The following is a 24,362-nucleotide window of genomic DNA, read 5'->3' as shown; positions in this document are numbered from 1 at the left end:
GCGGCTGTTTTTTGTATATTTACAACAAAATCAATACTTCATGGAATTTACACCTGCCAAATTGAACACTTTTTTATTCTTCAAACTTCCCTCCGCTTTTTGGTGTGGTGTTCGTACAAAATCAATTTCACCCGATAAATGCGAAGCAACCGTAAAGCACCGTTGGTTCAATCAGAATCCTTTTAACTCGATGTATTTTGCGGTTCAAGCGATGGCTGCCGAACTGACCACTGGTGCCTTGGTGATGTATCAAATTAAAAAAAGTAGCAAAAAAATTTCGATGTTAGTAGCCAACAACAAAGGAAATTTTACCAAAAAGGCCAAAGGCAGAATCATTTTTACCTGCAATGATGGACATTTAATAGAACAAGCCATCCAAAAAACAATAGCAACTGGCGAAGGAGAAACGATTTGGTTAAAATCCATTGGTATCGATGAAAAAGGCGACCAAGTTGCTGAAATGGACTTCGAATGGAGCGTTCGATTAAAACAATAATACGATTTATAAATAGGGAACCAAGTTTTTTATAAATTTGGCACACAAATCAAAACACTCATGAAAAAATCAATAATTATAATCGCTTTAGTATTTGTTACTTCTTTATCCTTTTCACAAAAAAAAGAAAAAGTAAAAGGTTCTAAAATTGTGACTACAGAAATAAAAAAAATAGAATCTTTCGAATCCTTAGAAGTGGCTGATAATTTAGAAGTTTTCTTAATCAAAGGCACGCAATGCGGATTAGAAATTGAAGCCGACGATAACCTTCACGATGCTATTGATGCCGTAATTACAGGTTCTACACTAAGACTTTCAACCTTAAAAAGTGCTTTTGGATATAAAAAATTAAGCATTAGAGTTACATATACCGATGATTTTAAATTGGTTGTTACCCGAAATGAAGCTTCTGTTACGGCATTGGCTGAAATAGAATTGGACAACATCACGTTTAAGAGTTATGATTCGTCCAAATTGTTTCTGAACTCAAAATCAAAAAATATTACGCTTTTAATGGATGATAAATCGAAAGCCGAATTGAATTCGAAAGCCGAAAACACTACCATTAGTTTAGTAAAAAACACAACCCTAAAAGCATTGATTACTGCTACAAATCTAACTTTTGATATGTATCAAAAAAGTGAAGCAACTGTAAATGGCGATGTTGAAACTGCCAAATTTCGTTTGGACAACAATGCCAATCTGGCTGCTAAAAGTTTATCGGTTAAAAATGCCGAATTAATTTGTGAAGCTTATACCAATATAAGTATTAATGTAAAAAGTAATTTATCAATTGAAGCTTCTGGTAAATCTGAAATTCAATTGTATGGTGATCAAAAAATTGACTTGAAACGTTTTGTAGACAGTGCTGTTTTAATGAAAAAACCAACAAAATAAAAATATGAACCGAGTTATTCTCGGTTTTTTTATGTGAAAAAAGTATTAAAAAGAAAAAAGCCTCTCAAATAAATGAAAAGACTTTTGTCGGGGTGGCAGGATTCGAACCTGCGGCCTCCTGCTCCCAAAGCAGGCGCGATAACCGGGCTACGCTACACCCCGAAAGCGAGTGCAAATATAAAACTAAAAATTAGTTCTCAAAATCTTTTCTAAGAATAATTCTCATTTATTTGAAAATAGTTTTTTTCTAATTAGTTTCTATATTTTTATTTTAATAAAAACCTACATTTGCACTACTTAAAATAAACAAACAATGTCCGACACAATAGAAAAAGTAAAATGCCTAATAATAGGTTCTGGACCTGCGGGTTATACTGCTGCGATATATGCCTCTAGAGCCAATATGTTCCCAGTTTTATACCAAGGAACGCAACCTGGTGGTCAATTGACAACAACTAATGAAGTAGAAAATTTCCCAGGAAATCCAGAAGGAATTACAGGTCCGCAAATGATGGTAAACCTACAAGAACAAGCCCAACGATTTGGAACGGATGTTCGCGATGGATGGGTAACCAAAGTTGACTTTTCCGGACCAATTCACAAAGTATGGGTTAATGATACTAAAGAAATTCACTGCGAAACGATTATCATTTCTACTGGTGCTTCTGCCAAATATTTAGGATTACCTTCTGAACAACATTATCTAAATATGGGCGGTGGTGTTTCGGCTTGTGCGGTTTGCGACGGATTTTTCTACAGAAATCAAGAAGTGGTTATTGTAGGTGCTGGAGATTCGGCTTGTGAAGAAGCACATTATCTTTCTAAACTGTGTAAAAAAGTAACCATGTTGGTTCGAAGCGAACAATTTAGAGCTTCAAAAATCATGGCAGAACGCGTTCGCAAAACCGAAAACATTGAAATACTATTGAATACCGAAACCGATGAAGTATTGGGAGATGGTCAAGTAGTAACTGCAGTTCGTGTTAAAAATAGAATAAGTGGTGAAACGAAAGAAATTCCGGCCACAGGATTTTTCGTAGCAATTGGTCACAAACCCAACACCGACATTTTTAAAGACTATTTAACACTAGACGAAACAGGCTATATTGTAAATGTTCCTGGAACTTCTAAGACTAATGTTGCAGGAGTTTTTGTAGGTGGTGATGCAGCTGATCATGTATACAGACAAGCGGTAACTGCTGCTGGTACAGGTTGTATGGCGGCTTTGGATGCAGAACGTTATTTAGCTTCTAAAGAGTAAATTGTCATAAAGATTCTAAGCTATAAGTCTTAAACACAGATTTCACAAATTATCACAGAATAGATAAGCTGTTCCGTTTTGGAATGGCTTTTTTTTAATTGAAAAAGCTTGATGAAAAGCTAAACTAGTGTTTATAGTTTATCAAATAGCCCTGATTGAAGCGGTATCTTTTATACCTGTCTGGTTTTTGAAACCTGACAGGTATAAAAATATAGCGTAAAGCAGGAACACGGAAACCAAAAACATCCAAACCATTCGCTCCAAAAACAAAAAACCGAACATTACTGCTCGGTTTTTTCTATATTCAATTTTTGATTAATCATTCATAGAAATCAAAAACTCTTCGTTATTTCTAGTCTTTTTAATTTTATCGTTAATCGTATCCATGGCTTCAACCGGATTCATATCGGCTAGGAATTTACGTAAAATCCACATGCGTTTTAACGTGTTTTCGTCCAACAATAAATCGTCACGACGCGTACTCGACGACGTTAAATCGATAGCAGGGAAAATTCTACGGTTGGCAATTTTACGATCCAACTGCAACTCCATATTACCTGTTCCTTTGAATTCTTCAAAGATTACTTCGTCCATTTTAGAACCAGTTTCGGTTAATGCTGTTGCGATAATACTCAACGAGCCACCGTTCTCTACGTTACGAGCAGCACCGAAGAAACGTTTTGGTTTTTGTAAGGCATTGGCATCTACTCCTCCACTCAATACTTTACCAGACGCTGGTTGAACGGTATTGTAAGCACGAGCCAAACGCGTAATTGAATCTAATAAAATCACCACATCGTGACCACATTCTACCAAACGCTTTGATTTTTCAAGAACGATATTGGCAATTTTAACGTGTTCCATTGGTTCACGGTCAAAAGTGGAAGCAATCACTTCGCCACGCACACTGCGTTGCATATCGGTAACCTCTTCTGGACGCTCGTCAATTAATAAAACAATCAAATACACTTCAGGGTGATTGGCGGCAATGGCATTAGCAATGTCTTTTAACAACATGGTTTTACCTGTTTTGGGTTGCGCCACAATCATACCGCGTTGTCCTTTTCCGATGGGAGAAAACAAATCGATAATTCGTGTAGAAGTACTGGCCTGTTTACCTGCAATATTGAATTTTTCTTGCGGAAAGATTGGAGTCAAATGATCGAAAGATACTCTATCGCGAACCACTTGTGGGTCGTGACCGTTAATTTTCAAGACTTTTACTAATGGAAAAAATTTCTCTCCTTCTTTTGGCGGACGCACGACTCCTTTTACGGTATCACCTGTTTTTAATCCGAACAAACGAATTTGAGATGTCGACAAATAAATATCGTCTGGTGAAGCCAAGTAATTATAATCAGACGAACGCAAAAATCCGTATCCATCGGGCATCATTTCTAAAACACCTTCACTTTCAATGATTCCGTCAAATTCATAATCGGCGTCGCGAAAGTTGGGATTTTTCTTCGCTTTAAAATTGGGATTTTGATTGGGATTTCCGTTTCCATTACCGTTTTGATTCGGATTCTGGTTTTGATTCGGATTTTGATTCTTATGCTTTTGGTTGGGATTCTGATTGTGCTGTTTTACTGTAGCAGTTGCAGCATCATCACTGGAAATCTCAGCAGTTGAATTTACTTCTTTTGGCACTTCATTTTGATTTACCTCTTGTGTTGCTTCTGTTTCTTCTGAAGTTCGTTTTGCCGGCTTAATGAACTTTGGTTTCTTTTGAAACTTCTCATTTTTTTGAGGCGCTTCTTTTATTTCATCTACCGTCGTAATTTCTGCTACCGGTTGTGGTTGCTCCACTGGCGCTTCCGAAAATAAATCTTTAGAATCTTTATTTTTTTTGATTTTTGTTTCAGGTGCAATTCGAGCTCTTTTTATCTTTTCTTCTTTGGGAGCTGTTGTCGATGCTGAACTTTCATTGGAAGTGGCCGCTTGATGCGCCAAAATCTGTTCAATTAAGACTTCTTTTTTTACACCGTTAAATTTTATGGTTTTTGCTAACTTAGCAATTTCCTGAAGCTCAGGCAGCTTCATGCCTTTTAATGCAGAACTATCAAACATAAATGTTTATATATAATTTAATGGATGGAATAACAATACAAAATGTGTAGTGATTTTTTCTTATGGAATCTCCGTGTTTTTGAAGTACTTACGGATTTGTTATGCAATAATACAAATAAATTTCGTTCAAGCAATAGTTTTTTAAAAAAAGAAAATATATTTTTGCTATTCAAAATAACAAAAATGTTACAAAGAATTCAAACCGTTTACTTAACCTTAGTCTTTATTGCAGTAGCAGTGCTTCCTTACCTATTCCCTTTGTGGAAATTGGACGGAAAAGACTTTATGTTTAATCGTGAGATTTTGTATGTTATTTTGTTTGGCTTGAGCACGGCGCTGACCGTGATGAGCATCATTTCATTCAAAAAAAGACAACACCAATTTGTTTTAAACAGATTGAATATGATATTAAATTTAATTTTATTAGGATTATTTGTATATCGTTCGCTAAATCTATCCGGAGGAACTCCTGCAGTTTCTGAGAAGGGTATTGGGATGTTTCTTCCTATCATTTCTATCGTTTTCTTAGTTTTGGCCAACAAAGCTATCAAGAAGGACGAAGATCTCGTAAAATCTGTGGACCGATTGAGGTAAACCTATAAACTTAGTTTATTAGTGCGAAGAAAATCCTGAACGAAAGTTTGGGATTTTTTTGTTAGCAGCTTTTCCAGCTTTTCATTGCAAGTTTTTCACAATACAGCAGGTTTTCTAATGCTTTTACAAAGCTTCCGTGGGTCGCTTTCTAAAACCAAGAAAAACCAAGCAGTTTTGATGAAAAAGCTTTCCATTGCAATCTGGGCTAGAACCCGTATACTGCAATAAAAACTACTTTTTCCCGATTTCGACAATTTCTAAATTCTGAATTTTATCGCCTTCAATTTCAAACCGAAGCATCGTACGCACTTGATGAAAACCATATATTCCGCAAGCACCCGGATTCATGTGCAACAAATTCAAACTTTTATCAAACTGCACCTTTAATATATGGGAATGCCCACAAATGAACAATTTAGGCGGATTTATTCTGATTTCTTCCCGAATTACTTGGTTGTATTTTCCAGGATAACCCCCAATATGGGTAATCCACACGTCAACGCCTTCGCACATAAATCGGTTGTGTAACGGAAACTCCATTCGTGCTTTGTCATCGTCAATATTGCCATAAACCCCTCGAAGTGGTTTTAGTTTTTTTAAAGTATCAGTCACCTTCAAATCACCAATATCACCAGCATGCCAAACTTCATCGGCTTGCTGTACATATTTCAAAATAGTATCGTCAATATGGCTGTGGGTATCGGAAAGGAGGAGGATTTTTTTCAATGTAAAAAGTGACTAAGGTTCTAAGATTCTGAGCAGGTAAAGATAACAAATGAAATTATGAAAACTTTAAACATCCAATTTAAAAACCTTTGTACCTTTGCACCTTTGAATCATAGCACCAAAAAATTGAGATATTTCATCGAATTTGCATACAGAGGAACCCACTATCACGGATGGCAATACCAGCCCAACGCTAGTTCTGTTCAGGAAACCTTGACTAAAGCACTTACAACAATTTTGAAAACCGAAATTGAATTAGTAGGTGCCGGACGAACCGATGCTGGGGTGCATGCCAAGCAAATGTTTGCCCACTTCGATTTGGAAACGTCCATTGATATTCCGTTTTACATTCATAAACTGAATTCATTTTTACCAAAAGATATTGTCATCATTAACATTCATCCAGTTCATGACGAAGCCCATGCCCGATTTGATGCGACCAAACGAACGTACGAATACCATATTCATACTCAAAAAAATGCTTTTAAAAGTGACGATTCGTGGTACTATCACAATACTTTGAATGTGGCGTTGATGAATGAAGCCTGTAACCTCTTATTCAATCACACGGATTTCGAATGTTTCTCTAAAGTAAATACCGATGTAAACACCTTCAATTGCAGTATTTTTGAAGCACATTGGAATCAAAAAAACGACAAATTGGTTTTTACCATTGCTGCCGATCGTTTTTTACGAAATATGGTTCGTGCCATTGTAGGAACGATGATTAATATTGGCTTAGAAAAAATAACGTTAGAAGATTTTACCAAAATTATAGAAAGTAAAGACCGTGGCAAAGCTGGTTTTTCAGTACCTGCACACGGATTGTATTTAACCAAAGTGGAATATTCTTATTTAGAAAATAGATAATAGAACCTAGAAATTAGACCTCTCTTTTATATTTAAAATCTGATATCTAAAATCTAATAGTAGTAAATGAAAGCAAAAGCATTCGACATACGATTATTCAAACGTATATTAAAGTATACCAAACCCTACAAGTTATTATTCTACGGAGTAATTGCTACGGCGGTATTGTTGTCTATTTTTGCTGCACTTCGTCCTTTTTTATTGAAGCAAACGGTAGATAGTTATATCAAACCTAAAGATGAAAACGGATTATTGCTCTATGTTTCTTTAATGGGTATGGTGTTATTGATGGAAGGAATCTCACAATTTTTCTTTGTGTTCTGGGCCAATTTATTAGGGCAAGAGATTATCAAAGACATTCGAACAAAGCTTTTTCAACACATGCTTTCGTTCCGAATGAAGTACTTCGACATTGCTCCAGTTGGTCAATTAGTGACACGTTCGGTTTCGGATATCGAACAAATTGCACGCATCTTCAGTCAAGGATTATTTATGATTATTAGCGATTTGATGAAAATGCTGGTCGTACTCCTTTTTATGTTTTACATGAACTGGAAATTGACTTGGATTGTGGTCGCAGCCATGCCTATATTGGTGTACATTACTCGAATTTTCCAACGCAAAATGCAAGTGGCTTTCGAAGAAGTTCGAACTCAAGTCGCCAATTTAAATACGTTTGTTCAAGAACGTGTAACCGGAATGAAAATCGTACAATTGTTCAACCGTGAAGCTATTGAATACGAAAAGTTTAAAGACATCAATCAGAAGCACAATGTGGCTTGGATCAAAACGATATTATACAACTCGATTTTCTTTCCAATTGCCGATATCATTTCATCGCTTACACTAGGATTTGTGGTGCTTTATGGAGGTTTTCATATTGTTGATGGAGATAAATTTACCACCTTTGGTGATTTGTTTTCCTATACCATGTTCATCGGAATGTTATTCAATCCATTGCGTCAAATTGCCGATAAATTCAACGAAATGCAAATGGGAATGATTGCTGCCAATCGAGTTTTTGATATTATCGATACCGAAGAAGAAGTACAACAAAATGGTACTGTTGTAGCCCAACATTTTGCAGGAAATATTCGTTTTGAAAAGGTTCGTTTCAGTTATATTGCCAATGAAGAAGTACTGAAAGGCATTTCACTGGAAGTAAAATCGGGAGAAACCATAGCTATAGTAGGTTCAACTGGAGCAGGAAAATCAACCATTATCAATTTGCTGAATCGTTTTTATGAGATAGATTCGGGTGCCATTTATATTGACAATCAAAATATAGATGATTTTACTTTAGAAAGTTTGCGAACCCAAATTGCAGTAGTGCTTCAAGATGTGTTTCTTTTTGCTGATACTATTTTAAACAACATCACTTTAAATAATGAAGCTATTTCTCGGGAAGAAGTCATTGCAGCCGCTAAGAAAATTGGCGTTCACAATTTCATCATGAGTTTACCTGAAAACTATGATTATAATGTAAAAGAACGTGGCGTCATGCTATCGTCTGGACAAAGACAATTGATTGCTTTTTTACGTGCCTATGTAAGCAATCCAAGTATTTTAATTTTAGATGAAGCTACTTCTTCTATTGATACCTATTCGGAAGAATTGATTCAACGTGCTACCGAAACCATTACGAAAGATAGAACTTCTATTGTAATTGCCCACCGACTGGCAACCATTGTTACTGCTGACAAAATCATTGTAATGGATAAAGGTCAGATTGTTGAAATGGGTACCCACCAAGAATTGGTTAGCAAAGAAAAAGGTTACTACAAAAATCTTTACGATTCTCAATTTTCAACTGAAATATAATTTTGCTAATTATACAAATTTTTAATAAAAAAATGTCATTTCTTTATCGATTTAAGAATTATTTAAGAATTTATTAAACTTCCTTTAAGCAACAATTAAGTATACCTTAAGCATACCTCGTTTTAACACAACTACATTAGCGACATATCTAATCATGGTTTATGTCATTAAAATCCTTTTCTTTTCTAGTTGCCTTTACCGCTTTTTTTCAAATTACTTTTGCTCAAAAAAAAGACAGTTTAAACCTTGAATTACAATACGTTAAATTCAAAGACAGCTCCAATATTGGCTTTAAAAAACCTCGTACTTGGGACATGTTTAGGTACGTTCCAAACGACATTGCTAGTTTAGGAAAATTTGCCATTCAAAAAGAGAACTTAAAATGGGACGCTCTAGCAGTAGGTTCTACCTTGGCTATTATTCCTTTTGATCAACGAATTACCGAAGAAGCCGATGATTTAGGAGCTGCAGTTGGCATTTGGAATGAAGATGCACACTACAAAAAAATGTTTGGATTGTTATCTATTGTACCGCAAAATATACCTTCTGGAGTTTATTACATTGGAAATGGCGGAACCACTTTACTTTTAAGTGGAATGTTTTGGGGAATCGGAAAAATAGGCAAAAACGATTATAGGGCTTTAAATACTTCTAATGAATTAATCGAAGCACTATTTTCTGTCGGTGTTGTAGACCAAACCATCAAAAGGATATCTGGAAGAGAAAGCCCCAACATGGCCACCAAAGAAAATGGCGCTTGGAATCCATTCCCAAGTTTTAGTGCATTTCAATCGCATACTCCTAATTATGATGCCATGCCATCGGGTCATATGGCGACTTATATAGCAACGGTTACTATTATTGCTACTAATTATCCCGAACTAAAATGGATTAAACCAGTTGGATATTCTATTGGAAGCATCTTAGCCTTTAACATGGTAAGCGGAAAAGTGCATTGGACTTCTGATTATCCAGTAGCCATTTTTATGGGATATGTAATGGGAAAAACCATTGCCAATCGAAGAATCATCAAACAAGACAAAACAGTTGATTTGGGTATTAAAAAGACAACTTTCAAAACCAACTATACCTTCAACCGATTAAACAATATGAACTTAGTTGGTGCAACTATAACTTTTTAAATTATGAAAAAACTAATTTTTCTTTCGACACTTATTTTGTGTTTAACCAATGTAAAAGCACAAAATAAAGCAATCACAACTAGTGGTAACATTTTACAGCTTGCAATTCCAGCGGTGGCATTTGGGTCGACTTTCATTTGGAATGATGACCATACCAAACCAACTTGGCAGTTCATCAAAGCATATGGTACAAGTTTGGTACTCGAACAAACTTTAAAGCACATTGTACTCAAACCCAGACCTGATGGTTCCGATAATTTTTCTTTTCCGTCTGGGCATACCACTAGTGCTTTTACTGGTGCCGCTTTTATTCAAAGACGTTACGGATGGAAATATGGAATTCCTTCATATCTATTGGCTTCCTATGTTGGCTACACCCGAATTCAAGCTAAAAAACACGACGGTTGGGATGTATTGGCTGGTGCTACTATTGGGATTGGCTCCTCTTATTTATTTACCAAACCGTATGCTAAAAAAAACATCGATGTTTCTTTAAACAAAGTTCAAGGCGGTTATATGATTGGTTTTAATTATACTTTTTAGCAAAAAATGCCTCTTTCAATATTCGTAAACTTTTAAAGTGTAAACCTGAAAACTTATAAAGTTTTTTCTAAATTTGCAACTCATTTAATTTAAAAAATTATATGAAAATGACACGAGCCAAAGCGACTGCATTTTTTACAAATAATAAATAAACACGCAAAAAATGAAATACGATATTATTGTTTTAGGAAGTGGTCCAGGCGGTTATGTTACGGCAATCCGTGCTTCACAATTGGGCTTTAAAGTAGCTGTTATTGAAAAAGAAAACTTAGGTGGTATCTGCCTTAACTGGGGATGTATTCCAACGAAAGCACTTTTAAAATCGGCTCAAGTTTTTGATTACCTAAAGCATGCTTCCGATTATGGATTGACGATTAAAGAATACGATAAAGATTTTAACGCTGTTGTAGCACGTTCACGTTCGGTTGCCGACGGAATGAGCAAAGGTGTTCAATTTTTGATGAAGAAAAACAAAATTGACGTTATTGATGGTTTTGGTAAAATAAAACCAGGCAAAAAAGTCGATGTTACTGCAGCAGATGGAAAAGTAACTGAATATTCGGCAGACCATATTATCATTGCTACTGGTGCGCGTTCAAGAGAATTACCGAATCTTCCTCAAGATGGTGTTAAAGTAATCGGATACCGTCAAGCGATGACGTTGCCAACACAACCTAAGAAAATGATTGTAGTAGGTTCGGGAGCTATCGGTGTTGAGTTTGCTCATTTTTATAATGCTATGGGAACTGAAGTTACTATAGTAGAATTCATGCCAAATATTGTCCCTGTTGAAGACGAAGATATCTCTAAACAAATGGAGCGTTCTATGAAAAAAGCAGGTGTTAACATTATGACTAATGCTTCTGTTGAACGAATCGATACTACTGGTGCTGGTGTGAAAGCCTATGTAAAAACAGCAAAAGGTGAAGAAGTTCTTGAAGCTGATATTTTATTATCGGCAGTTGGGATTAAAACCAACATTGAAAATATTGGATTAGAAGAAGTAGGTATTGCTACTGATAGAGATAAAATTTTAGTAAATGCCTTCAACCAAACCAACGTTCCGGGTTATTATGCTATTGGAGATGTAACTCCGGGTCAAGCCTTAGCACACGTAGCTTCTGCAGAAGGAATTAACTGTGTAGAGAAAATTGCTGGATTGCATGTAGAACCAATTGATTACGGTAACGTTCCAGGTTGTACGTATGCTACCCCAGAAATTGCTTCGGTTGGTTTGACTGAAAAACAAGCTAAAGAAAAAGGATACGAATTGAAAATTGGTAAATTTCCATTTTCAGCTTCTGGAAAGGCGAAAGCGGCAGGTGCAGCTGATGGATTTGTAAAAGTAATTTTTGATGCTAAATACGGCGAATGGTTAGGCTGTCATATGATTGGCGCTGGTGTTACTGATATGATTGCTGAAGCAGTTGTAGCGCGTAAACTAGAAACTACAGGGCACGAAATTCTAAAAGCCATTCATCCACACCCAACAATGAGTGAAGCGGTGATGGAAGCTGTTGCGGATGCTTATGGTGAAGTAATTCACTTATAAGTGCGAAGTTAAAAATACAACGTACGAAGTTTATATAGAAAATCCGTTTTGTGAAAGCAAGACGGATTTTTTTATAAATTAAAATTAATCACTTCTTCTTTTTATTAGCCTTTATTAAAATAGGCACCAGATGTTTTTTAATGGCAATGGTATCAGCTCCTTTTAATCCACATTTATATCCAAATTTTTGAAGCATCTCTTTGGCTTCTTTATAGTCGGCACGCGATAAATGTTTGTGCTCAAACATTAAAAATTCGATATTAAAATCGGCAAAAGGTATCATTTTAAGAATTTCATAATCATACCCTTCTGTATCAATATGAACCACGTTTAAATCTTGAATAGCATATTTTTGGATAAGATCATAAAAAGTAATGGCGTTAACTGTATCCTCTATAAATAAATCATTAAAATGAGGTAGACTATGTTGATGCTTCATAACTACTTCTTTATTAAAAGACCCTAGTTGATCATACCAAACTGGAAGATCTGCCAAATCACTTTTTTGAAGTCTGTAGAATGTAAGCTTCCCATTTTCAGTAGCTATAGCACTATTTTCAAAAAACAAATTGTCTTTAAACTCTTTATAGTTAGCTTCCAATGCATCAAAAATATAAGGAACAGGCTCCACTAAAACACCATGCCATCTGTGTTTTTTAATGTAATTATGAATTGGATCACCGCTGATACCGTCGTTAGCTCCTATTTGAACAAATTTTATGTCATTTTTATAAGTAACATAATTGTCTAATATATCAAAATCCCAATAGTATATTCCTTTTATGTAATTATTTAAGCCCATAATCAGCTTATAAAAAAATTTATTTTTAGAAAGAATATGTTTTATTTTTTTTTTCATCTAATTTAAGATTAATTCAATATTGTATTATTTAATATACTAGCATTTTAAGTTTCACTTAAAAACTTCAATAAACATTGCGCGTAATGAATAAGATTTCTAGTTTCCAAACATAATTAAAAAATTAATGCTCTACTAGCTATCTTTCAATTCATTTATACTAATAAACAATTATTTAAAAAAAACAAGTAAAGAAAAAAACTAAAGCCTCTAAAAAGTAACATTTGGTTTAGATTAAGCAATTCAAAATGGATTGCAATTGCCATTTTTATACTAACTATTTGAAAAACCCGTTAGTTATGAGATCAAAAACTAAAACCAATGAAAAACTACTTATTTTTACTTTGCTGTTTCGTCGGAAACATTCTTTTCGCACAGAACAACACCAATACCTCAATTATTGATGACAATACCATTAGTGTGATTGGCGTTGGAACAAAATCTACTTTTCCAAATGCTGCGCACATCACAATTTCAGTTCGTTTTGTTAAACCTGCTCTAAGAGATGCTATGAACGAAACCCAAAAAACATCCAAAGAAGTATTGACTATAATAAAAAAATATGTGGCAGATACTACCGATATTAAAGTTAGTTTAATCTACACCGACAAAGAATCCAAATACGACAATAGTCAAAAGAAAGAGGTATTTGTTGGTTTTGAATCCAATCAAAAAATTATTTTCACGCTCAAAGACATCAAAAGAATGCAAGATTTTACAGAAGAAATTCTGAAAACTAAAATTTATGAAATAGAAAAAGTTTCTTACTTCCATACTGATGCAGCTAATTTTATGAAAGAAGCGCAAGAATTGGCTGTAGCCGATGCTATTCAAACCACCGATCGTTTGGCCAAAGCTGCTCACTTAAAATTAGGGAAAATAACCTATTTAAAATCGACCAACAGTCCGGTAAATGCCATTAATATGTCGGTCAACTCTGGCAACCTACAAACCTTCAATAAAAGCATGGGAGGCGAAGGCGTTTCTGCTAGTGGTCAACTGCTCAATTACACCGCAAACGTCTCTATGAACACAAAAATCGATTAATTGCAACTTCCTCAATCAAAACCGATTGGGGATTTTTTTTATATTTGCTTGTATCGATATAATTAAAATAGAAATGAACAAACCAACCAATGTAAATGAATATATTGCAAACGTACCCAAAGAAGTGCAATTGTTAGTGGAACAAATTCGTAAAACAATACTAGAAAATGCTCTGGAAGCTGAAGAAAGCATCAGTTATGGAATGCCTGCTTACAAGTTGTATAAAAAACCTTTAGTGTATTTTGCAGCTTACGAGAATCATATAGGATTTTACGCTACACCTTCGGGACATGATGCGTTTAGCACCGAACTTTCTCAATACAAACAAGGAAAAGGTTCGGTACAATTTCCTGTAAATGAACCATTACCCATAGAGTTGATAAAAAGAATAGTACTATTCAGAGTAGAAGAAAACAAGAATAAATACGCAAATAAATCCTAATTTAAATCCCTTTCAGCCCATCAATTAAAGCATCAATATCTTCTTTGGTGTTGTAATGGCTGAATGAAATTCTTAGACTTGGCTTTTTCAAATCTTCATCTGCTAGAATTTCTGCTAATACATGCGAAGGTTTTACACTGCCGCTTTGACAAGCACTGCCGCGAGAAACGGCGATACCTTTCATATCCAAATTGAACAAAATCATCGCCGTTTTTTCTTCTGAAAAAGGCAATAATACATTCAATATGTTGTAAAAAGTATCAGCACCATTGACTTTTATTTCTGGGAACTGCTTTTTGAGTTCTGCATCGCAATATTCTTTTAATGCCGAAATCTCGTTTTTCTCAGCATCCAAATGCTCATACGATAGTTCCAATGCCTTAGCCATTCCGGCTACTTGATGTACCGCTTCGGTACCTGCACGAAGTCCTTTTTCTTGTTCACCTCCAAAAACAAATGGCTGCAATACGATTCCTTTTTTGACATAAGCGAAACCAACGCCTTTCGGACCGTGAAACTTGTGCGCACTGGCTACCACAAAATCAACGGGTAGCTCATGCAAATTAAATTGAGTTTTACCAATAGATTGCACCGTATCACAATGAAACAAAGCATGGTGTTGGTGGCAAATTCTACCTGTTTTTTCAATATCCAAAACGGTCCCTATTTCGTTATTAACATGCATTAATGTCACTAAAGTTTTGCTTTCTTTAGAAAGTAAATCTACTAAATGGGTTAAGTCTACAGCGCCCGAAGGAAGGATATTCACAAAATCAACTTCAATCCCGAATTGCTTTTGTAAATGTTTTACGGTATATAAAGTCGCATGATGCTCTACTTTGCTTGTAATAATGCGTTGCACTTGTAAGTCGGTTACAGCACTTTTAAGAATCCAATTGGTCGCTTCAGTGGCATTTGATGTAAAAATAAGTTCTTGCGCAGCACAGCCCAATAACTTGGCAATCATTTTTCGAGAAGTTTCTAAAATGGTTTTTGAACTTCTGCCAAAACTATGCGTTGAAGATGGATTACCAAAATCGTTCTGAAGTACGTGCATCATTTCTGCAATTACTTCTTGGCGAAGAGGAGTAGTAGCTGCGTTATCGAGGTATATTTTTTTCATGTAATTGGAACTTGTTTCAGCTGTTTTTAATGCTGAATTCTAAAATTAGTAGTTATAGAATTGTGGTGCAAAAATACTGAAATATTATTTTACATTTTGTTTAAAATAAACTTCGGTAGCACCCAAACCATATTTTTGATAATTGGCATCTTGGAACGAAATGTTCTCATACCGTTTCAACATAAAATCCAGTTCCGCTTTCAAAACACCTTCACCAACACCATGTATAAAAACAATTTTCGGAATGCGATTTCTGATGGCAAATTCGATGTGCCTTTTGGCCGTTTCTGTTTGAATCGTGAGGATGTCAAAATTGTTCATGCCACGCCAATTTTTGACTAATTTTTCAATGTGCAAATCAAATTCTGGAATGCCTTTTTCAACTTTATCCGACTTAAATTTCGGAATATTCTGTTTTTTCTGAGGTTGAATATCAATACTTTTATGAAGTAAAGTTTCACTTTTTATAATTGACTTTAAATCATTGGTATTGTTTATCTTAATCAATTCGTTGACAAAATATGTCATCACAAATTTATCGGTTGTTTCGATAGTAATTTCATTATTTTTAATCGAAAGCACTACACCATCAACCGCTTCATCAAGCACCGATACCTTATCCCCTATTTCAAATTTTTTCGTTGTCATCTTGGTCGTCTTTTGGTGGAATTTTTGCCGATAATTTCATCATGCCTAACATAAAAATCACGACACAAATTACGGTAACATATACATTTTGTTGCGGCAATTTTTGCTGATAAAAAGCTACAAAAATGGCGATAATCATTATTGGAATTATAAACTTCTTCATTGGTGATATTTTAAAAATCAAAAATAGAAAACTTAAATTAGTTAAACGGATTTTAATTTTTTATTTGTAAAATTGTAGTTCAAAATGCAAAGGAAATGGAAGACTACATGTTGCCTTGTATGTTCAAAAAAATGTTCGGAATTGATTGCGTTGGATGCGGCATGCAACGCTCTTTCAATTTCATACTTCACGGCGAATTCGCGAAAGCCTTTCACATGTTTCCAGCCATATATACTTCTATTCTTTTTGCAGTGTCTTTAGCGCTTTTTATCTTTGACAAAAAACGAAGCCATCACAAATTAGTAATTGTTTTAGCTTTGATTAATGTAACAATTATGCTGGTTTCATATACTTATAAAATGCGATTTATTTTTTAACCCTAAAAAACAACAAATGGAAAATCAAAAATTACCTAATGCAACAGCCGTATTGGTACTCGGAATTTTATCAATCTTAACTTGTATCTGCTATGGAGGCGGATTAATATTTGGTATAATTGCACTGGTATTAGCGGCAAAGGATGTAAAAATATATCGTTTAACACCCGAAAATTTCACCAATTATCAAAGTCTTAATGTTGGCAGGATTTTAGCCATCATCGGACTTGTTTTAAGTATCTTAATGATTGTAATGATAGTTTGGGTCGTAAGCATTGTAGGCATGGATGCTCTTGGAAACGAAGACCTTGCTAGAGAACGTATGCAAGACTATTTCGGTCAATAATCAAGTGCAATAAATTTAAAAAACCGTCTTAAAGTACATTAAGACGGTTTTTTTTATTAGTTATAATTCTTGAAAATTACTTTTCAAATTGTTTTAAAGTGGTTATGATTATCGAAACACAATCCAGCAACTGCTCTTCGTTCATCACCAAAGGCGGTGCAAAACGAATGATATTACCATGAGTCGGTTTAGCCAACAAGCCATTATCTCGCAAAGCCATACAGATGTTCCAAGCGGTATCACTTTCTTCAGTATCATTGATTACAATGGCGTTTAACAGCCCTTTTCCGCGAACTAAAGTAGCAATACTAGAAGTTTTAATATACTCACCGATTTTTTCTCTGAAAATGTTACCCAAACGACGTGCATTTTGAGATAAACTTTCTTCATCAACCACATCTAAGGCCGCAATAGCTACCGCACCAGCAATAGGGTTTCCACCAAAAGTAGAACCATGTTGTCCTGGCTTAATCACATTCATAATATGATCGTTTGCCAAAACTGCCGATACTGGATAAGCACCACCAGACAAGGCTTTCCCTAAAATTAAAATATCTGGAGTCACATAAGACGCTTGTTTTTCACAGGCTTTTTCACAGGTACAATTACCACAAACTGCTAAAATAGAACCCGTTCTTGCAATACCCGTTTGCACCTCATCGGCAATAAACAATACGTTGTTAGCTTCACAAAGGGCTTTTGCTTTCGCTAAATAATCTTCAGCTGGCACATACACGCCTGCTTCACCTTGAATAGGTTCTACAAGAAAACCAGCAATGTTATTAGACGATTTAAGCGCGTTTTCTAAAGCTTCGATGTCGTTGTAAGGAATTTTAATAAATCCTGCCGTATACGGTCCGAAATTCTTTCTGGCGTTTTCATCATTAGAAAACGAAATGATGGTGGTGGTTCTTCCATGGAAATTTCCATCACAAACAATAATTTGTGCTTCATTTTCGTGGATTCCTTTTTTCTCGTAAGCCCATTTTCTACACAATTTCAGAGCCGTTTCTACCGCTTCGGCACCTGTGTTCATAGGCAGTACCTTGTCAAAACCAAAATAATTGGTTACATATTCTTCATAAACACCCAATTTGTCATTGTAAAAAGCACGTGACGTTAACGTAAGTGTTTGGGCTTGTTCGATCATGGCACCTACAATTTTCGGATGACAATGCCCTTGATTTACTGCCGAATATGCCGAAAGAAAATCGTAGTATTTCTTACCTTCAACATCCCAAACATAAACCCCTTCTCCTCTACTCAACACTACCGGTAGTGGATGATAATTGTGAGCTCCATATTTATCTTCTAAAGCGATTGCTTCAGCGGTCCCGACGCTTCGGGACAATTTTTCTAAAACTGACATAATTTTTCTTTTTTACCCAAACTCGTTATGGGCCATTCTAAAATATCAATTCCTTCTTGTGGAGAGAAATCATCCATTATTTTTACAAATGTAAAATTTTAGTTTAAATGTTATGCTTTTTAGATAATTATATTAATTGCCCGATAATTGAAAATACAACAACACGGCTGCCGCAATTGTCATGATGACCAAAGCGGCAAACCCCAATACATTAGAAGTTTTACTGTTGGTAAACTCGCCCATCACACTCTTATTGTTAGAAATATGGAGAATAATTGCAATCAAAACTGGCGCTGTCATTCCGTATAAAATAGCCGTGTAAATCAGTGCTTTTACAGGTGAAATTCCGATGTAGTTTAACGACAATCCTAAAATTAATGAGATGGCCATCACGATATAAAACGCTTTGGCTTCATGAAATTTCTTATCCAAACCTTGTTCCCAACCAAAAGTTTCGGTGATGATGTAAGACAATGAACCACTCAAAACTGGAATCGCTAACAAACCCGTACCAATCACGCCAATAGCAAACAACAAATAAGCAAAATTTCCAGCTAACGGTTTTAAAGCGGCAGCGGCTTGTTCGACAGTATCAATTTGATGGATACCACTTTTGTACAAAACTGTTCCAGTTGTTAAAATGATGAAAAACATCACCACACCCGAAAAAGACATCCCAAAATCAACATCTTGTTTCATATCGTGAATGATTTTCTTGTTCACTATCAGGTGTTTTTTCTTATGACTCATTTCTTCCACTTCCATCGAAGCTTGCCAAAAAAACAAATAAGGCGAAATGGTAGTTCCTAAAATTCCAACCAGTACACTGATAAAGCTTTTATTGAATTCAATGGTTGGAACCACCATGTTTTTAGCAATATCCAACCAATCTTGATGGTACAAAAAAGGCACAATAAGATACACCAAAAGCACGATGCATAGGTATTTTAAAGTTGCTGCAATCTTTTGATACGGCAAATAAACAATTAGAAATAATAATACAATTGTAAACACAACACTAAAATAAGTCGCTTCAATTTTAGGAAAAAGCAAATTACCCACAGCGCCCATACCCGCAATATCGGCACCAATATTCATAACGATAGCTGGAAAACTAAACAACAACATTAGATACAAAACCGGTTTTGGATAATGTTTTTTTAACGCACCTGTTAACCCTTGCGAAGTCACCAAGCCAATTTTAGCACACATTTGTTGAATAACAGCCATTAAAGGAAACGCCACAATTGAAGTCCACAATGTCGATAATCCAAAAGCAGCACCTGCTTGAGAATAAGTTGCAATTCCCGAAGGATCATCGTCACTAGCACCAGTTATCAATCCGGGACCGAGTATTTTCCAAAAACGCACTAGTTTGTTTGGCTTTTTCACTTTTGTATATTTCAGACTAAGTTACAATTAAATTTCAATCGTTATACAGTTAAAATACGCTTCTTTTATCTTTTTTCTTTTCTCTTTTTCTCAAAATCACTCAAACATTTCCAACAACTTATTCACCGTATTCCAATTGCGCATCGTTGCTGTAACGTTCAACTTTTTTTCAATATATTTTTGATCCAAACGCGTTTTGCCGGCACCAACATCGTATTTAATAAAAATTCTGTTGCCATCAATCACCGCTTCGTCTGGTTTGAATTGACTAATTTTCAAATCATTTATCGCAGTGCTTTGTAATTCTTTAGAAATGAAAGCTACATACAATTTCTTTGTATCAACTTCTTTATCCTTTAAAAACGGATTGTTCTGCAAACACAACTCCAAATCGCGTTTGGTAATCACAATCACAGGCACTTCATGTCCGAACGTCTTATAAATCTCCTGTTTGATTTTGAAACCCACACTAAAACCGCTTTCTTCTTCAGTTTCCACAAACACATTACCACTTTGGATATACGTTACCACATTAGTAAACCCTATGGCTTCCAATGTAGTTTTGAGCGCTTCCATTTTAATCATGTTGTGTCCCGAGACGTTGATGCCGCGGAGAAGGGCTAGGTATTTCATACAAATAATTTCTTCAAATATACTAATTTATAACAGACCTGTAAGATTTTAAAAACCATACAGGTCTATGTACTTCATCATTAGTTCTACTAAGTAATAAACCAGTTCAACTTTTTAGTTAACTAGTTGACCTTTTCAATAAACTAGTTTATCAAATCGCTTAACTAGTTCATCATATTAATAATGTAGTTTACCAAATCGCTTAACTAGTTTATCTTTTCAATTAACTAGTTCGTCAAATTAATAAAGTAGTATATCAAATCACTTAACCAGTTCATCATTTCAATTAACTAGTTCATCATTTCAATTAACTTTCGGACAAATAAGTTGTTTGGTTACGTCTGTTCGAGTGTTTTTTATGTAGTGCAACGGAATAAAAAATGTATCGAGAACCGTTTCTAAAGCGACTTTTTCGGTTCTCGATACTATTATCCATCGAAAATCACTCGAACGGTCGAAGAATCACTCTTATAAAAACATTTACCCGATCAATAGATTGAAAACACAAAATCAATAAATTTTTCCTAAACCCAATCCAAAAAACAATTCAATAGTTTATTTTTGCCCCATGGGAAAAAAGAAGACAGACAAAGTTATTTTTGAAAACGTGACCGTGCTTGATGCTGGTGCTAAAGGCGTTTCGGTGGCTAAAGCACCCGAAGGCCAAGTAATATTCATCCCCAATGTGGTTCCGGGTGATGTGGTAGATGTGCAAACGTTAAAAAAGCGCAAATCCTATTACGAAGGAAAAGCCATTACATTTCACTCCTATTCTGAAAACAGAACAACGCCAGAGTGCGAACATTTTGGTGCTTGTGGTGGGTGCAAATGGCAAAACATGAAGTATGAACAACAGTTGTTTTATAAAAATAATGAAGTTTTAAATAACCTAAAACGCATTGGTAAAATCGAATTACCCGAGTTTGAACCCATCTTAGGTTCGGAGAAACAATTCTTTTACCGCAACAAAATGGAATTTGGGTTTTCCGACACACGTTGGTTAACCGACACCCAAATCCAATCGGACGATCAAACTTTAAGCAAAAAACCGGCACTTGGATTCCATATTCCGAGAATGTGGGATAAAATTCTAGACATTGAAAAATGTCATTTGCAAGAAGATCCTTCTAACGCTATTAGAAATAGCATCAAAGAATTCGCTACCGAAAAAGGAATGACCTTCTTCAATGCCCGAAATCACGAAGGGTTGTTACGCACGTTAATGATTCGTACCGCATCGACTGGTGAAATTATGGTGTTGATTCAATTCTTTGAAAACGACAAAGCCAACCGCGAATTGTTGTTGGATTATATTTACGGAAAATTTCCACAAATCACCTCGTTGCAATATGTCATCAACAGCAAAGCCAACGACACCTTATACGACCAAGACATTAAATTATACAAAGGACGTGATTACATTTTGGAAGAAATGGAAGGCTTGCATTTTAGCATCAATGCCAAATCGTTTTACCAAACCAATTCCGATCAAGCATATGAATTGTACAAAATTACTCGTGATTTTGCTGGATTAACAGGTAACGAAGTAGTGTATGATTTGTATACTGGCACCGGAACTATTGCCCAATTCGTTTCTAAAAAAGCTAAAAAAGTCATAGGTGTAGAAGCCGTTCCGGAAGCGATTGCCGATGCGAAAGAAAACGCCAAACGCAATGAAGTTACCAATTGTGAGTTTTATGTTGGTGATATGAAAAACGTGTTCAACGACGAATTCATCAACCAACACGGCAAACCTGATGTCATTATCACCGATCCACCACGCGACGGCATGCACAAAGATGTGGTGGAAATGTTATTAAAAACTGGTGCTCCAAAAATTGTGTACGTAAGTTGTAACTCGGCTACACAAGCACGTGATTTAGCTTTAATGGACGAAAAATACAAAGTGACTCGTGTGCGACCAGTAGATATGTTTCCGCAAACGCATCATGTTGAAAATGTAGTACTTTTGGAATTGAGATAATTGGGAATTATGAAAAAAATACTTTTATTATTGGTGCTTGCCTTCTCATTCTCAGGTTGTGAGAAAGATGATATTTGTGATGCCAGTACACCTACTACGCCACGATTGGTTATTGAATGTTACGACAATGCCAATGCAACGCTTACCTTGAAAAACCTAACCTCATTAAAAGCGATTGCTACTGGAATGGGTACAGAGGGGGTTGCTTTTAATCCTTCACTACCCATTACCGATCCTTCGCGTTATTTATATACTGGAAGTAAGTTGTATTTACCGTTGCGCACCGATGCTACAACCACACAATATGCTTTGACTTTAAATTCGGGTGTAGCAGGAAGTGAAAACACCGACATCATAACCATCAATTACACGCATCACGAAGTTTATGTATCGCGTGCTTGTGGTTTCAAAACCTTATTTGACTTAGATGCTACCACTCCTATCGTTCAAACGGAGCCAGCAACTCCAGATGGCGCTTGGATACAAAACATTACTGTTATAAAACCTAATTTAGAATCTGAAAATGAAGTCCATGTACAAATACGCTTTTAGTCTATTATTGGTCTTGGGTTCGTTTTTAGGACACGCTCAAACTACCAAATCAAAAGATTCTATTGGCACTGCAGTAGCCACGGCAAGTACTGTAAAAAAAGACAGTGTAAAGCCCAAAACAGAACGTTATGGATTGCGATTGGGAATTGATGCCTTTAAATTGAGTCGTACATTCTTTGAAAAAGACTACCGTGGTTTAGAATTAGTAGGCGATTTCAAACTTACTCGAAAACACTATCTAGCAGCCGAACTGGGCAATGAAAACAAAACGGTTCAAGACGACCATTTAAACTTTACTACTAAGGGAACCTATTTAAAAGCAGGTTTTGATTACAATATGTATGAAAATTGGTTGGGGATGCACAACATGCTGTATGTTGGTATGCGTTATGGTATTAGTTCATTCAGTCAGACCTTGAACAGCTACACCGTTTACAATGCACATCCGTATTTTGGAGAAGCAGCCGTAACACCCGAAGGCACTAAATATGAAGGCTTATCAGCACAATGGATTGAGGTTGTAGCCGGAATCAAAGCCGAAGTGCTTAATAATTTGTATGTGGGATTTAGCTTCCGAATTAACAATATAATTTCTAACAAAGTCCCAGATAACTTTGACAACCTCTACATTCCGGGATTTGGAAGAACCTATGGCGGCAATGTAGGCGCTGGATTTAATTATACGATATCGTATTTCTTGCCTTTATATAAATCGACTATCAAACCGAAAGAGAAGAAAAAGAATTAGGAATTACAAATTGAGAATTACGAATTATTTTAAAAAATGAAAGAAAATATCATACAAATTAAGAGTTATGCTTTTGCAGTTAGAATTGTAAAAGTTTATCAGAATTTGTGTGATGAAAAAAAGAGTATATTTTAAGCAAACAGTTACTCCGTTCAGGAACATCAATAGGAGCTAATATTGAAGAAGCTATAGGTGGCCAATCTGAAAAAGATTTTTATGCTAAACCTACCATAGCATACAAAGAAGCCAGAGAAACTCATTATTGGATTAGACTTTTAACCGATACCAATTACTTATCCAAAGAAGAAAACAAAAGTCTTATAAATGATGTAGACGAATTATTAAAAATTATTGGTTCCATTCAAAAAACCTTACGTTCCAAAAATTCATAGTTTATCATTAATAATTATCAATTCGTAATTGTTAATTCTCTATTACTTCACTTCTTTTACGCCTTTTACAAAAAGCCATTTCATAAACAGTTTTTCGCCCTCTCTGGTTCTAACAGCCTGAAATTTTGGTGCTAAAATAGTTCCCACTACAAAAGCCGTCATCGGAATCCAAATGCCTTGCAAATTGGTAAAATAAGACACTGCTACTTGAAGAGGTAAAAAGAAAGCAGCAAAACTTAATAAGTTATAAACGAATGATTTTGTTTTAATTGACATAATTAATTGTATTAAAAATAAAACTGTGACTGCGACTGA

Annotated in this window: 26 protein-coding genes, 1 tRNA gene and 1 pseudogene; 17 read left to right on the top strand and 11 right to left on the bottom strand. The window is 35.4% G+C overall.

The genetic code is table 11. The features are described 5' to 3' along the window. Positions 1 to 40 precede the first annotated feature (40 nt). Positions 41 to 496: a DUF4442 domain-containing protein gene (locus ACODSI_RS03840; protein WP_488915525.1), complete on the top strand. Its 456-nt coding sequence runs from the start codon at positions 41 to 43 to the stop codon at positions 494 to 496. A 60-nt stretch (positions 497 to 556) separates the two neighbouring features. Continuing rightward, a complete protein-coding gene (locus ACODSI_RS03835; protein ID WP_488915524.1) occupies positions 557 to 1,393 on the top strand; it encodes a GIN domain-containing protein in 837 nt (278 codons plus the stop codon). A gap of 87 nt (positions 1,394 to 1,480) precedes the next feature. Here ACODSI_RS03835 and ACODSI_RS03830 read toward each other — a convergent pair. Next, positions 1,481 to 1,555 (bottom strand) — tRNA-Pro (locus tag ACODSI_RS03830). Between the two features lie 151 nt (positions 1,556 to 1,706). Here ACODSI_RS03830 and trxB point away from each other — a divergent pair. Continuing rightward, positions 1,707 to 2,654 (top strand): thioredoxin-disulfide reductase, encoded by a 948-nt coding sequence (trxB, locus tag ACODSI_RS03825; RefSeq protein ID WP_488915523.1) that lies wholly within the window; start codon positions 1,707 to 1,709, stop codon positions 2,652 to 2,654. Between the two features lie 315 nt (positions 2,655 to 2,969). Here trxB and rho read toward each other — a convergent pair whose 3' ends face one another. After that, positions 2,970 to 4,724: a transcription termination factor Rho gene (gene rho / locus ACODSI_RS03820; RefSeq protein WP_488915522.1), complete on the bottom strand. Its 1,755-nt coding sequence runs from the start codon at positions 4,722 to 4,724 to the stop codon at positions 2,970 to 2,972. Between the two features lie 183 nt (positions 4,725 to 4,907). Here rho and ACODSI_RS03815 point away from each other — a divergent pair, with 183 nt between their 5' ends. Next, on the top strand, positions 4,908 to 5,318 hold the full coding sequence (locus ACODSI_RS03815) for a DUF4293 domain-containing protein (protein ID WP_488915521.1): 411 nt from the start codon (positions 4,908 to 4,910) through the stop codon (positions 5,316 to 5,318). 231 nt (positions 5,319 to 5,549) lie between these two features. On the opposite strand, the gene ACODSI_RS03810 is transcribed toward ACODSI_RS03815, so the two are convergent. Next, complete coding sequence (locus ACODSI_RS03810) at positions 5,550 to 6,044, bottom strand: metallophosphoesterase family protein (protein WP_488915520.1); 495 nt, start codon at positions 6,042 to 6,044, stop codon at positions 5,550 to 5,552. A 126-nt stretch (positions 6,045 to 6,170) separates the two neighbouring features. Between ACODSI_RS03810 and truA the strand changes: the two genes are divergently transcribed. The 5 genes from truA to lpdA all read left to right on the top strand — a co-directional run bounded on the left by truA (position 6,171) and on the right by lpdA (position 11,972). Then, the gene (gene truA, locus ACODSI_RS03805; protein ID WP_488915622.1) at positions 6,171 to 6,914 is read left to right on the top strand and encodes a tRNA pseudouridine(38-40) synthase TruA; all 744 of its coding nucleotides are present in this window, start codon (positions 6,171 to 6,173) and stop codon (positions 6,912 to 6,914) included. A 66-nt stretch (positions 6,915 to 6,980) separates the two neighbouring features. Continuing rightward, positions 6,981 to 8,735, top strand: coding sequence for an ABC transporter ATP-binding protein (locus tag ACODSI_RS03800; protein WP_488915519.1), 1,755 nt, complete (start codon positions 6,981 to 6,983; stop codon positions 8,733 to 8,735). A 161-nt stretch (positions 8,736 to 8,896) separates the two neighbouring features. Further along, on the top strand, positions 8,897 to 9,877 hold the full coding sequence (locus tag ACODSI_RS03795) for a phosphatase PAP2 family protein (RefSeq protein WP_488915518.1): 981 nt from the start codon (positions 8,897 to 8,899) through the stop codon (positions 9,875 to 9,877). 3 nt (positions 9,878 to 9,880) lie between these two features. Then, the gene (locus ACODSI_RS03790) at positions 9,881 to 10,420 is read left to right on the top strand and encodes a phosphatase PAP2 family protein (RefSeq protein WP_488915517.1); all 540 of its coding nucleotides are present in this window, start codon (positions 9,881 to 9,883) and stop codon (positions 10,418 to 10,420) included. A gap of 163 nt (positions 10,421 to 10,583) precedes the next feature. Next, positions 10,584 to 11,972, top strand: coding sequence for a dihydrolipoyl dehydrogenase (lpdA, locus tag ACODSI_RS03785; protein WP_488915516.1), 1,389 nt, complete (start codon positions 10,584 to 10,586; stop codon positions 11,970 to 11,972). 88 nt (positions 11,973 to 12,060) lie between these two features. Here the strand turns inward: lpdA and ACODSI_RS03780 are convergent, their stop codons facing one another. Further along, the gene (locus tag ACODSI_RS03780; protein WP_488915515.1) at positions 12,061 to 12,831 is read right to left on the bottom strand and encodes an FkbM family methyltransferase; all 771 of its coding nucleotides are present in this window, start codon (positions 12,829 to 12,831) and stop codon (positions 12,061 to 12,063) included. 321 nt (positions 12,832 to 13,152) lie between these two features. Between ACODSI_RS03780 and ACODSI_RS03775 the strand changes: the two genes are divergently transcribed. Next, entirely contained in the window at positions 13,153 to 13,878 is a 726-nt protein-coding gene (locus ACODSI_RS03775) for an SIMPL domain-containing protein (RefSeq protein ID WP_488915514.1), read from the top strand. A gap of 73 nt (positions 13,879 to 13,951) precedes the next feature. Further along, positions 13,952 to 14,320 carry an iron chaperone gene (locus ACODSI_RS03770; protein WP_488915513.1) on the top strand — a complete coding sequence of 123 codons (369 nt, stop codon included), beginning with the start codon at positions 13,952 to 13,954 and terminating at the stop codon, positions 14,318 to 14,320. Position 14,321: 1 nt separating this feature from the next. On the opposite strand, the gene ACODSI_RS03765 is transcribed toward ACODSI_RS03770, so the two are convergent. The 3 genes from ACODSI_RS03765 to ACODSI_RS03755 form a co-directional block, all read right to left on the bottom strand. Beyond that, a complete protein-coding gene (locus tag ACODSI_RS03765) occupies positions 14,322 to 15,443 on the bottom strand; it encodes a cysteine desulfurase family protein (protein ID WP_488915512.1) in 1,122 nt (373 codons plus the stop codon). A gap of 84 nt (positions 15,444 to 15,527) precedes the next feature. Continuing rightward, complete coding sequence (locus ACODSI_RS03760; RefSeq protein WP_488915511.1) at positions 15,528 to 16,091, bottom strand: DUF8465 domain-containing protein; 564 nt, start codon at positions 16,089 to 16,091, stop codon at positions 15,528 to 15,530. Beyond that, positions 16,072 to 16,254 carry a hypothetical protein gene (locus ACODSI_RS03755; protein ID WP_488915510.1) on the bottom strand — a complete coding sequence of 61 codons (183 nt, stop codon included), beginning with the start codon at positions 16,252 to 16,254 and terminating at the stop codon, positions 16,072 to 16,074. The genes ACODSI_RS03760 and ACODSI_RS03755 overlap by 20 nt, the downstream gene beginning before the upstream one ends. 95 nt (positions 16,255 to 16,349) lie before the next feature. On the opposite strand from ACODSI_RS03755, the gene ACODSI_RS03750 reads away from it, so the two are divergent. Beyond that, positions 16,350 to 16,631, top strand: coding sequence for a DUF2752 domain-containing protein (locus tag ACODSI_RS03750; RefSeq protein WP_488915509.1), 282 nt, complete (start codon positions 16,350 to 16,352; stop codon positions 16,629 to 16,631). 16 nt (positions 16,632 to 16,647) lie between these two features. Continuing rightward, positions 16,648 to 16,977, top strand: a complete 330-nt coding sequence (locus ACODSI_RS03745) for a CCC motif membrane protein (protein WP_488915508.1) — start codon at positions 16,648 to 16,650, stop codon at positions 16,975 to 16,977. Positions 16,978 to 17,053: 76 nt separating this feature from the next. Here the strand turns inward: ACODSI_RS03745 and rocD are convergent, their stop codons facing one another. The 3 genes from rocD to ACODSI_RS03730 all read right to left on the bottom strand — a co-directional run bounded on the left by rocD (position 17,054) and on the right by ACODSI_RS03730 (position 20,371). Beyond that, positions 17,054 to 18,346 (bottom strand): ornithine--oxo-acid transaminase, encoded by a 1,293-nt coding sequence (gene rocD, locus ACODSI_RS03740; protein ID WP_488915507.1) that lies wholly within the window; start codon positions 18,344 to 18,346, stop codon positions 17,054 to 17,056. A 132-nt stretch (positions 18,347 to 18,478) separates the two neighbouring features. Continuing rightward, positions 18,479 to 19,738 (bottom strand): NRAMP family divalent metal transporter, encoded by a 1,260-nt coding sequence (locus ACODSI_RS03735; RefSeq protein WP_488915506.1) that lies wholly within the window; start codon positions 19,736 to 19,738, stop codon positions 18,479 to 18,481. Positions 19,739 to 19,834: 96 nt separating this feature from the next. After that, on the bottom strand, positions 19,835 to 20,371 hold the full coding sequence (locus ACODSI_RS03730; RefSeq protein WP_488915505.1) for a DUF1697 domain-containing protein: 537 nt from the start codon (positions 20,369 to 20,371) through the stop codon (positions 19,835 to 19,837). A gap of 568 nt (positions 20,372 to 20,939) precedes the next feature. Between ACODSI_RS03730 and rlmD the strand changes: the two genes are divergently transcribed. From rlmD to ACODSI_RS03710, 4 genes and pseudogenes are all read left to right on the top strand, one after another. Further along, positions 20,940 to 22,355, top strand: a complete 1,416-nt coding sequence (gene rlmD / locus ACODSI_RS03725) for a 23S rRNA (uracil(1939)-C(5))-methyltransferase RlmD (RefSeq protein ID WP_488915504.1) — start codon at positions 20,940 to 20,942, stop codon at positions 22,353 to 22,355. Positions 22,356 to 22,364: 9 nt separating this feature from the next. Further along, positions 22,365 to 22,907: a DUF6452 family protein gene (locus ACODSI_RS03720; protein WP_488915503.1), complete on the top strand. Its 543-nt coding sequence runs from the start codon at positions 22,365 to 22,367 to the stop codon at positions 22,905 to 22,907. Then, the gene (locus ACODSI_RS03715; RefSeq protein ID WP_488915502.1) at positions 22,879 to 23,655 is read left to right on the top strand and encodes a DUF6048 family protein; all 777 of its coding nucleotides are present in this window, start codon (positions 22,879 to 22,881) and stop codon (positions 23,653 to 23,655) included. The genes ACODSI_RS03720 and ACODSI_RS03715 overlap by 29 nt, the downstream gene beginning before the upstream one ends. Before the next feature lie 36 nt (positions 23,656 to 23,691). Continuing rightward, positions 23,692 to 24,047, top strand: a pseudogene (locus ACODSI_RS03710) (four helix bundle protein). Between the two features lie 42 nt (positions 24,048 to 24,089). On the opposite strand, the gene ACODSI_RS03705 reads toward ACODSI_RS03710, so the two are convergent. Further along, positions 24,090 to 24,323 carry a hypothetical protein gene (locus tag ACODSI_RS03705; protein WP_488915501.1) on the bottom strand — a complete coding sequence of 78 codons (234 nt, stop codon included), beginning with the start codon at positions 24,321 to 24,323 and terminating at the stop codon, positions 24,090 to 24,092. Positions 24,324 to 24,362: the final 39 nt, after the last annotated feature.

Source organism: Flavobacterium sp. FG139 (assembly GCF_057809695.1).
Note: the sequence above shows the minus strand (reverse complement) of the source record. Positions and strands in the feature narration are given on the sequence as shown.

Bases quoted from the DNA above. Each gene is read 5' to 3' on its own strand.
- ACODSI_RS03705 (WP_488915501.1), bottom strand. From the start codon at position 24,323: ATGTCAATTAAAACAAAATCATTCGTTTATAACTTATTAAGTTTTGCT.
- ACODSI_RS03795 (WP_488915518.1), top strand. From the start codon at position 8,897: ATGTCATTAAAATCCTTTTCTTTTCTAGTTGCCTTTACCGCTTTTTTT.
- ACODSI_RS03800 (WP_488915519.1), top strand. From the start codon at position 6,981: ATGAAAGCAAAAGCATTCGACATACGATTATTCAAACGTATATTAAAG.
- ACODSI_RS03755 (WP_488915510.1), bottom strand. From the start codon at position 16,254: ATGAAGAAGTTTATAATTCCAATAATGATTATCGCCATTTTTGTAGCT.
- ACODSI_RS03790 (WP_488915517.1), top strand. From the start codon at position 9,881: ATGAAAAAACTAATTTTTCTTTCGACACTTATTTTGTGTTTAACCAAT.
- ACODSI_RS03765 (WP_488915512.1), bottom strand. From the start codon at position 15,443: ATGAAAAAAATATACCTCGATAACGCAGCTACTACTCCTCTTCGCCAA.
- rlmD (WP_488915504.1), top strand. From the start codon at position 20,940: ATGGGAAAAAAGAAGACAGACAAAGTTATTTTTGAAAACGTGACCGTG.
- ACODSI_RS03770 (WP_488915513.1), top strand. From the start codon at position 13,952: ATGAACAAACCAACCAATGTAAATGAATATATTGCAAACGTACCCAAA.
- ACODSI_RS03750 (WP_488915509.1), top strand. From the start codon at position 16,350: ATGGAAGACTACATGTTGCCTTGTATGTTCAAAAAAATGTTCGGAATT.
- ACODSI_RS03815 (WP_488915521.1), top strand. From the start codon at position 4,908: ATGTTACAAAGAATTCAAACCGTTTACTTAACCTTAGTCTTTATTGCA.
- trxB (WP_488915523.1), top strand. From the start codon at position 1,707: ATGTCCGACACAATAGAAAAAGTAAAATGCCTAATAATAGGTTCTGGA.
- ACODSI_RS03835 (WP_488915524.1), top strand. From the start codon at position 557: ATGAAAAAATCAATAATTATAATCGCTTTAGTATTTGTTACTTCTTTA.
- rho (WP_488915522.1), bottom strand. From the start codon at position 4,724: ATGTTTGATAGTTCTGCATTAAAAGGCATGAAGCTGCCTGAGCTTCAG.
- ACODSI_RS03760 (WP_488915511.1), bottom strand. From the start codon at position 16,091: ATGACAACGAAAAAATTTGAAATAGGGGATAAGGTATCGGTGCTTGAT.
- ACODSI_RS03720 (WP_488915503.1), top strand. From the start codon at position 22,365: ATGAAAAAAATACTTTTATTATTGGTGCTTGCCTTCTCATTCTCAGGT.
- ACODSI_RS03730 (WP_488915505.1), bottom strand. From the start codon at position 20,371: ATGAAATACCTAGCCCTTCTCCGCGGCATCAACGTCTCGGGACACAAC.
- lpdA (WP_488915516.1), top strand. From the start codon at position 10,584: ATGAAATACGATATTATTGTTTTAGGAAGTGGTCCAGGCGGTTATGTT.
- ACODSI_RS03840 (WP_488915525.1), top strand. From the start codon at position 41: ATGGAATTTACACCTGCCAAATTGAACACTTTTTTATTCTTCAAACTT.
- ACODSI_RS03715 (WP_488915502.1), top strand. From the start codon at position 22,879: ATGAAGTCCATGTACAAATACGCTTTTAGTCTATTATTGGTCTTGGGT.
- rocD (WP_488915507.1), bottom strand. From the start codon at position 18,346: ATGTCAGTTTTAGAAAAATTGTCCCGAAGCGTCGGGACCGCTGAAGCA.
- ACODSI_RS03780 (WP_488915515.1), bottom strand. From the start codon at position 12,831: ATGAAAAAAAAAATAAAACATATTCTTTCTAAAAATAAATTTTTTTAT.
- ACODSI_RS03745 (WP_488915508.1), top strand. From the start codon at position 16,648: ATGGAAAATCAAAAATTACCTAATGCAACAGCCGTATTGGTACTCGGA.
- ACODSI_RS03775 (WP_488915514.1), top strand. From the start codon at position 13,153: ATGAAAAACTACTTATTTTTACTTTGCTGTTTCGTCGGAAACATTCTT.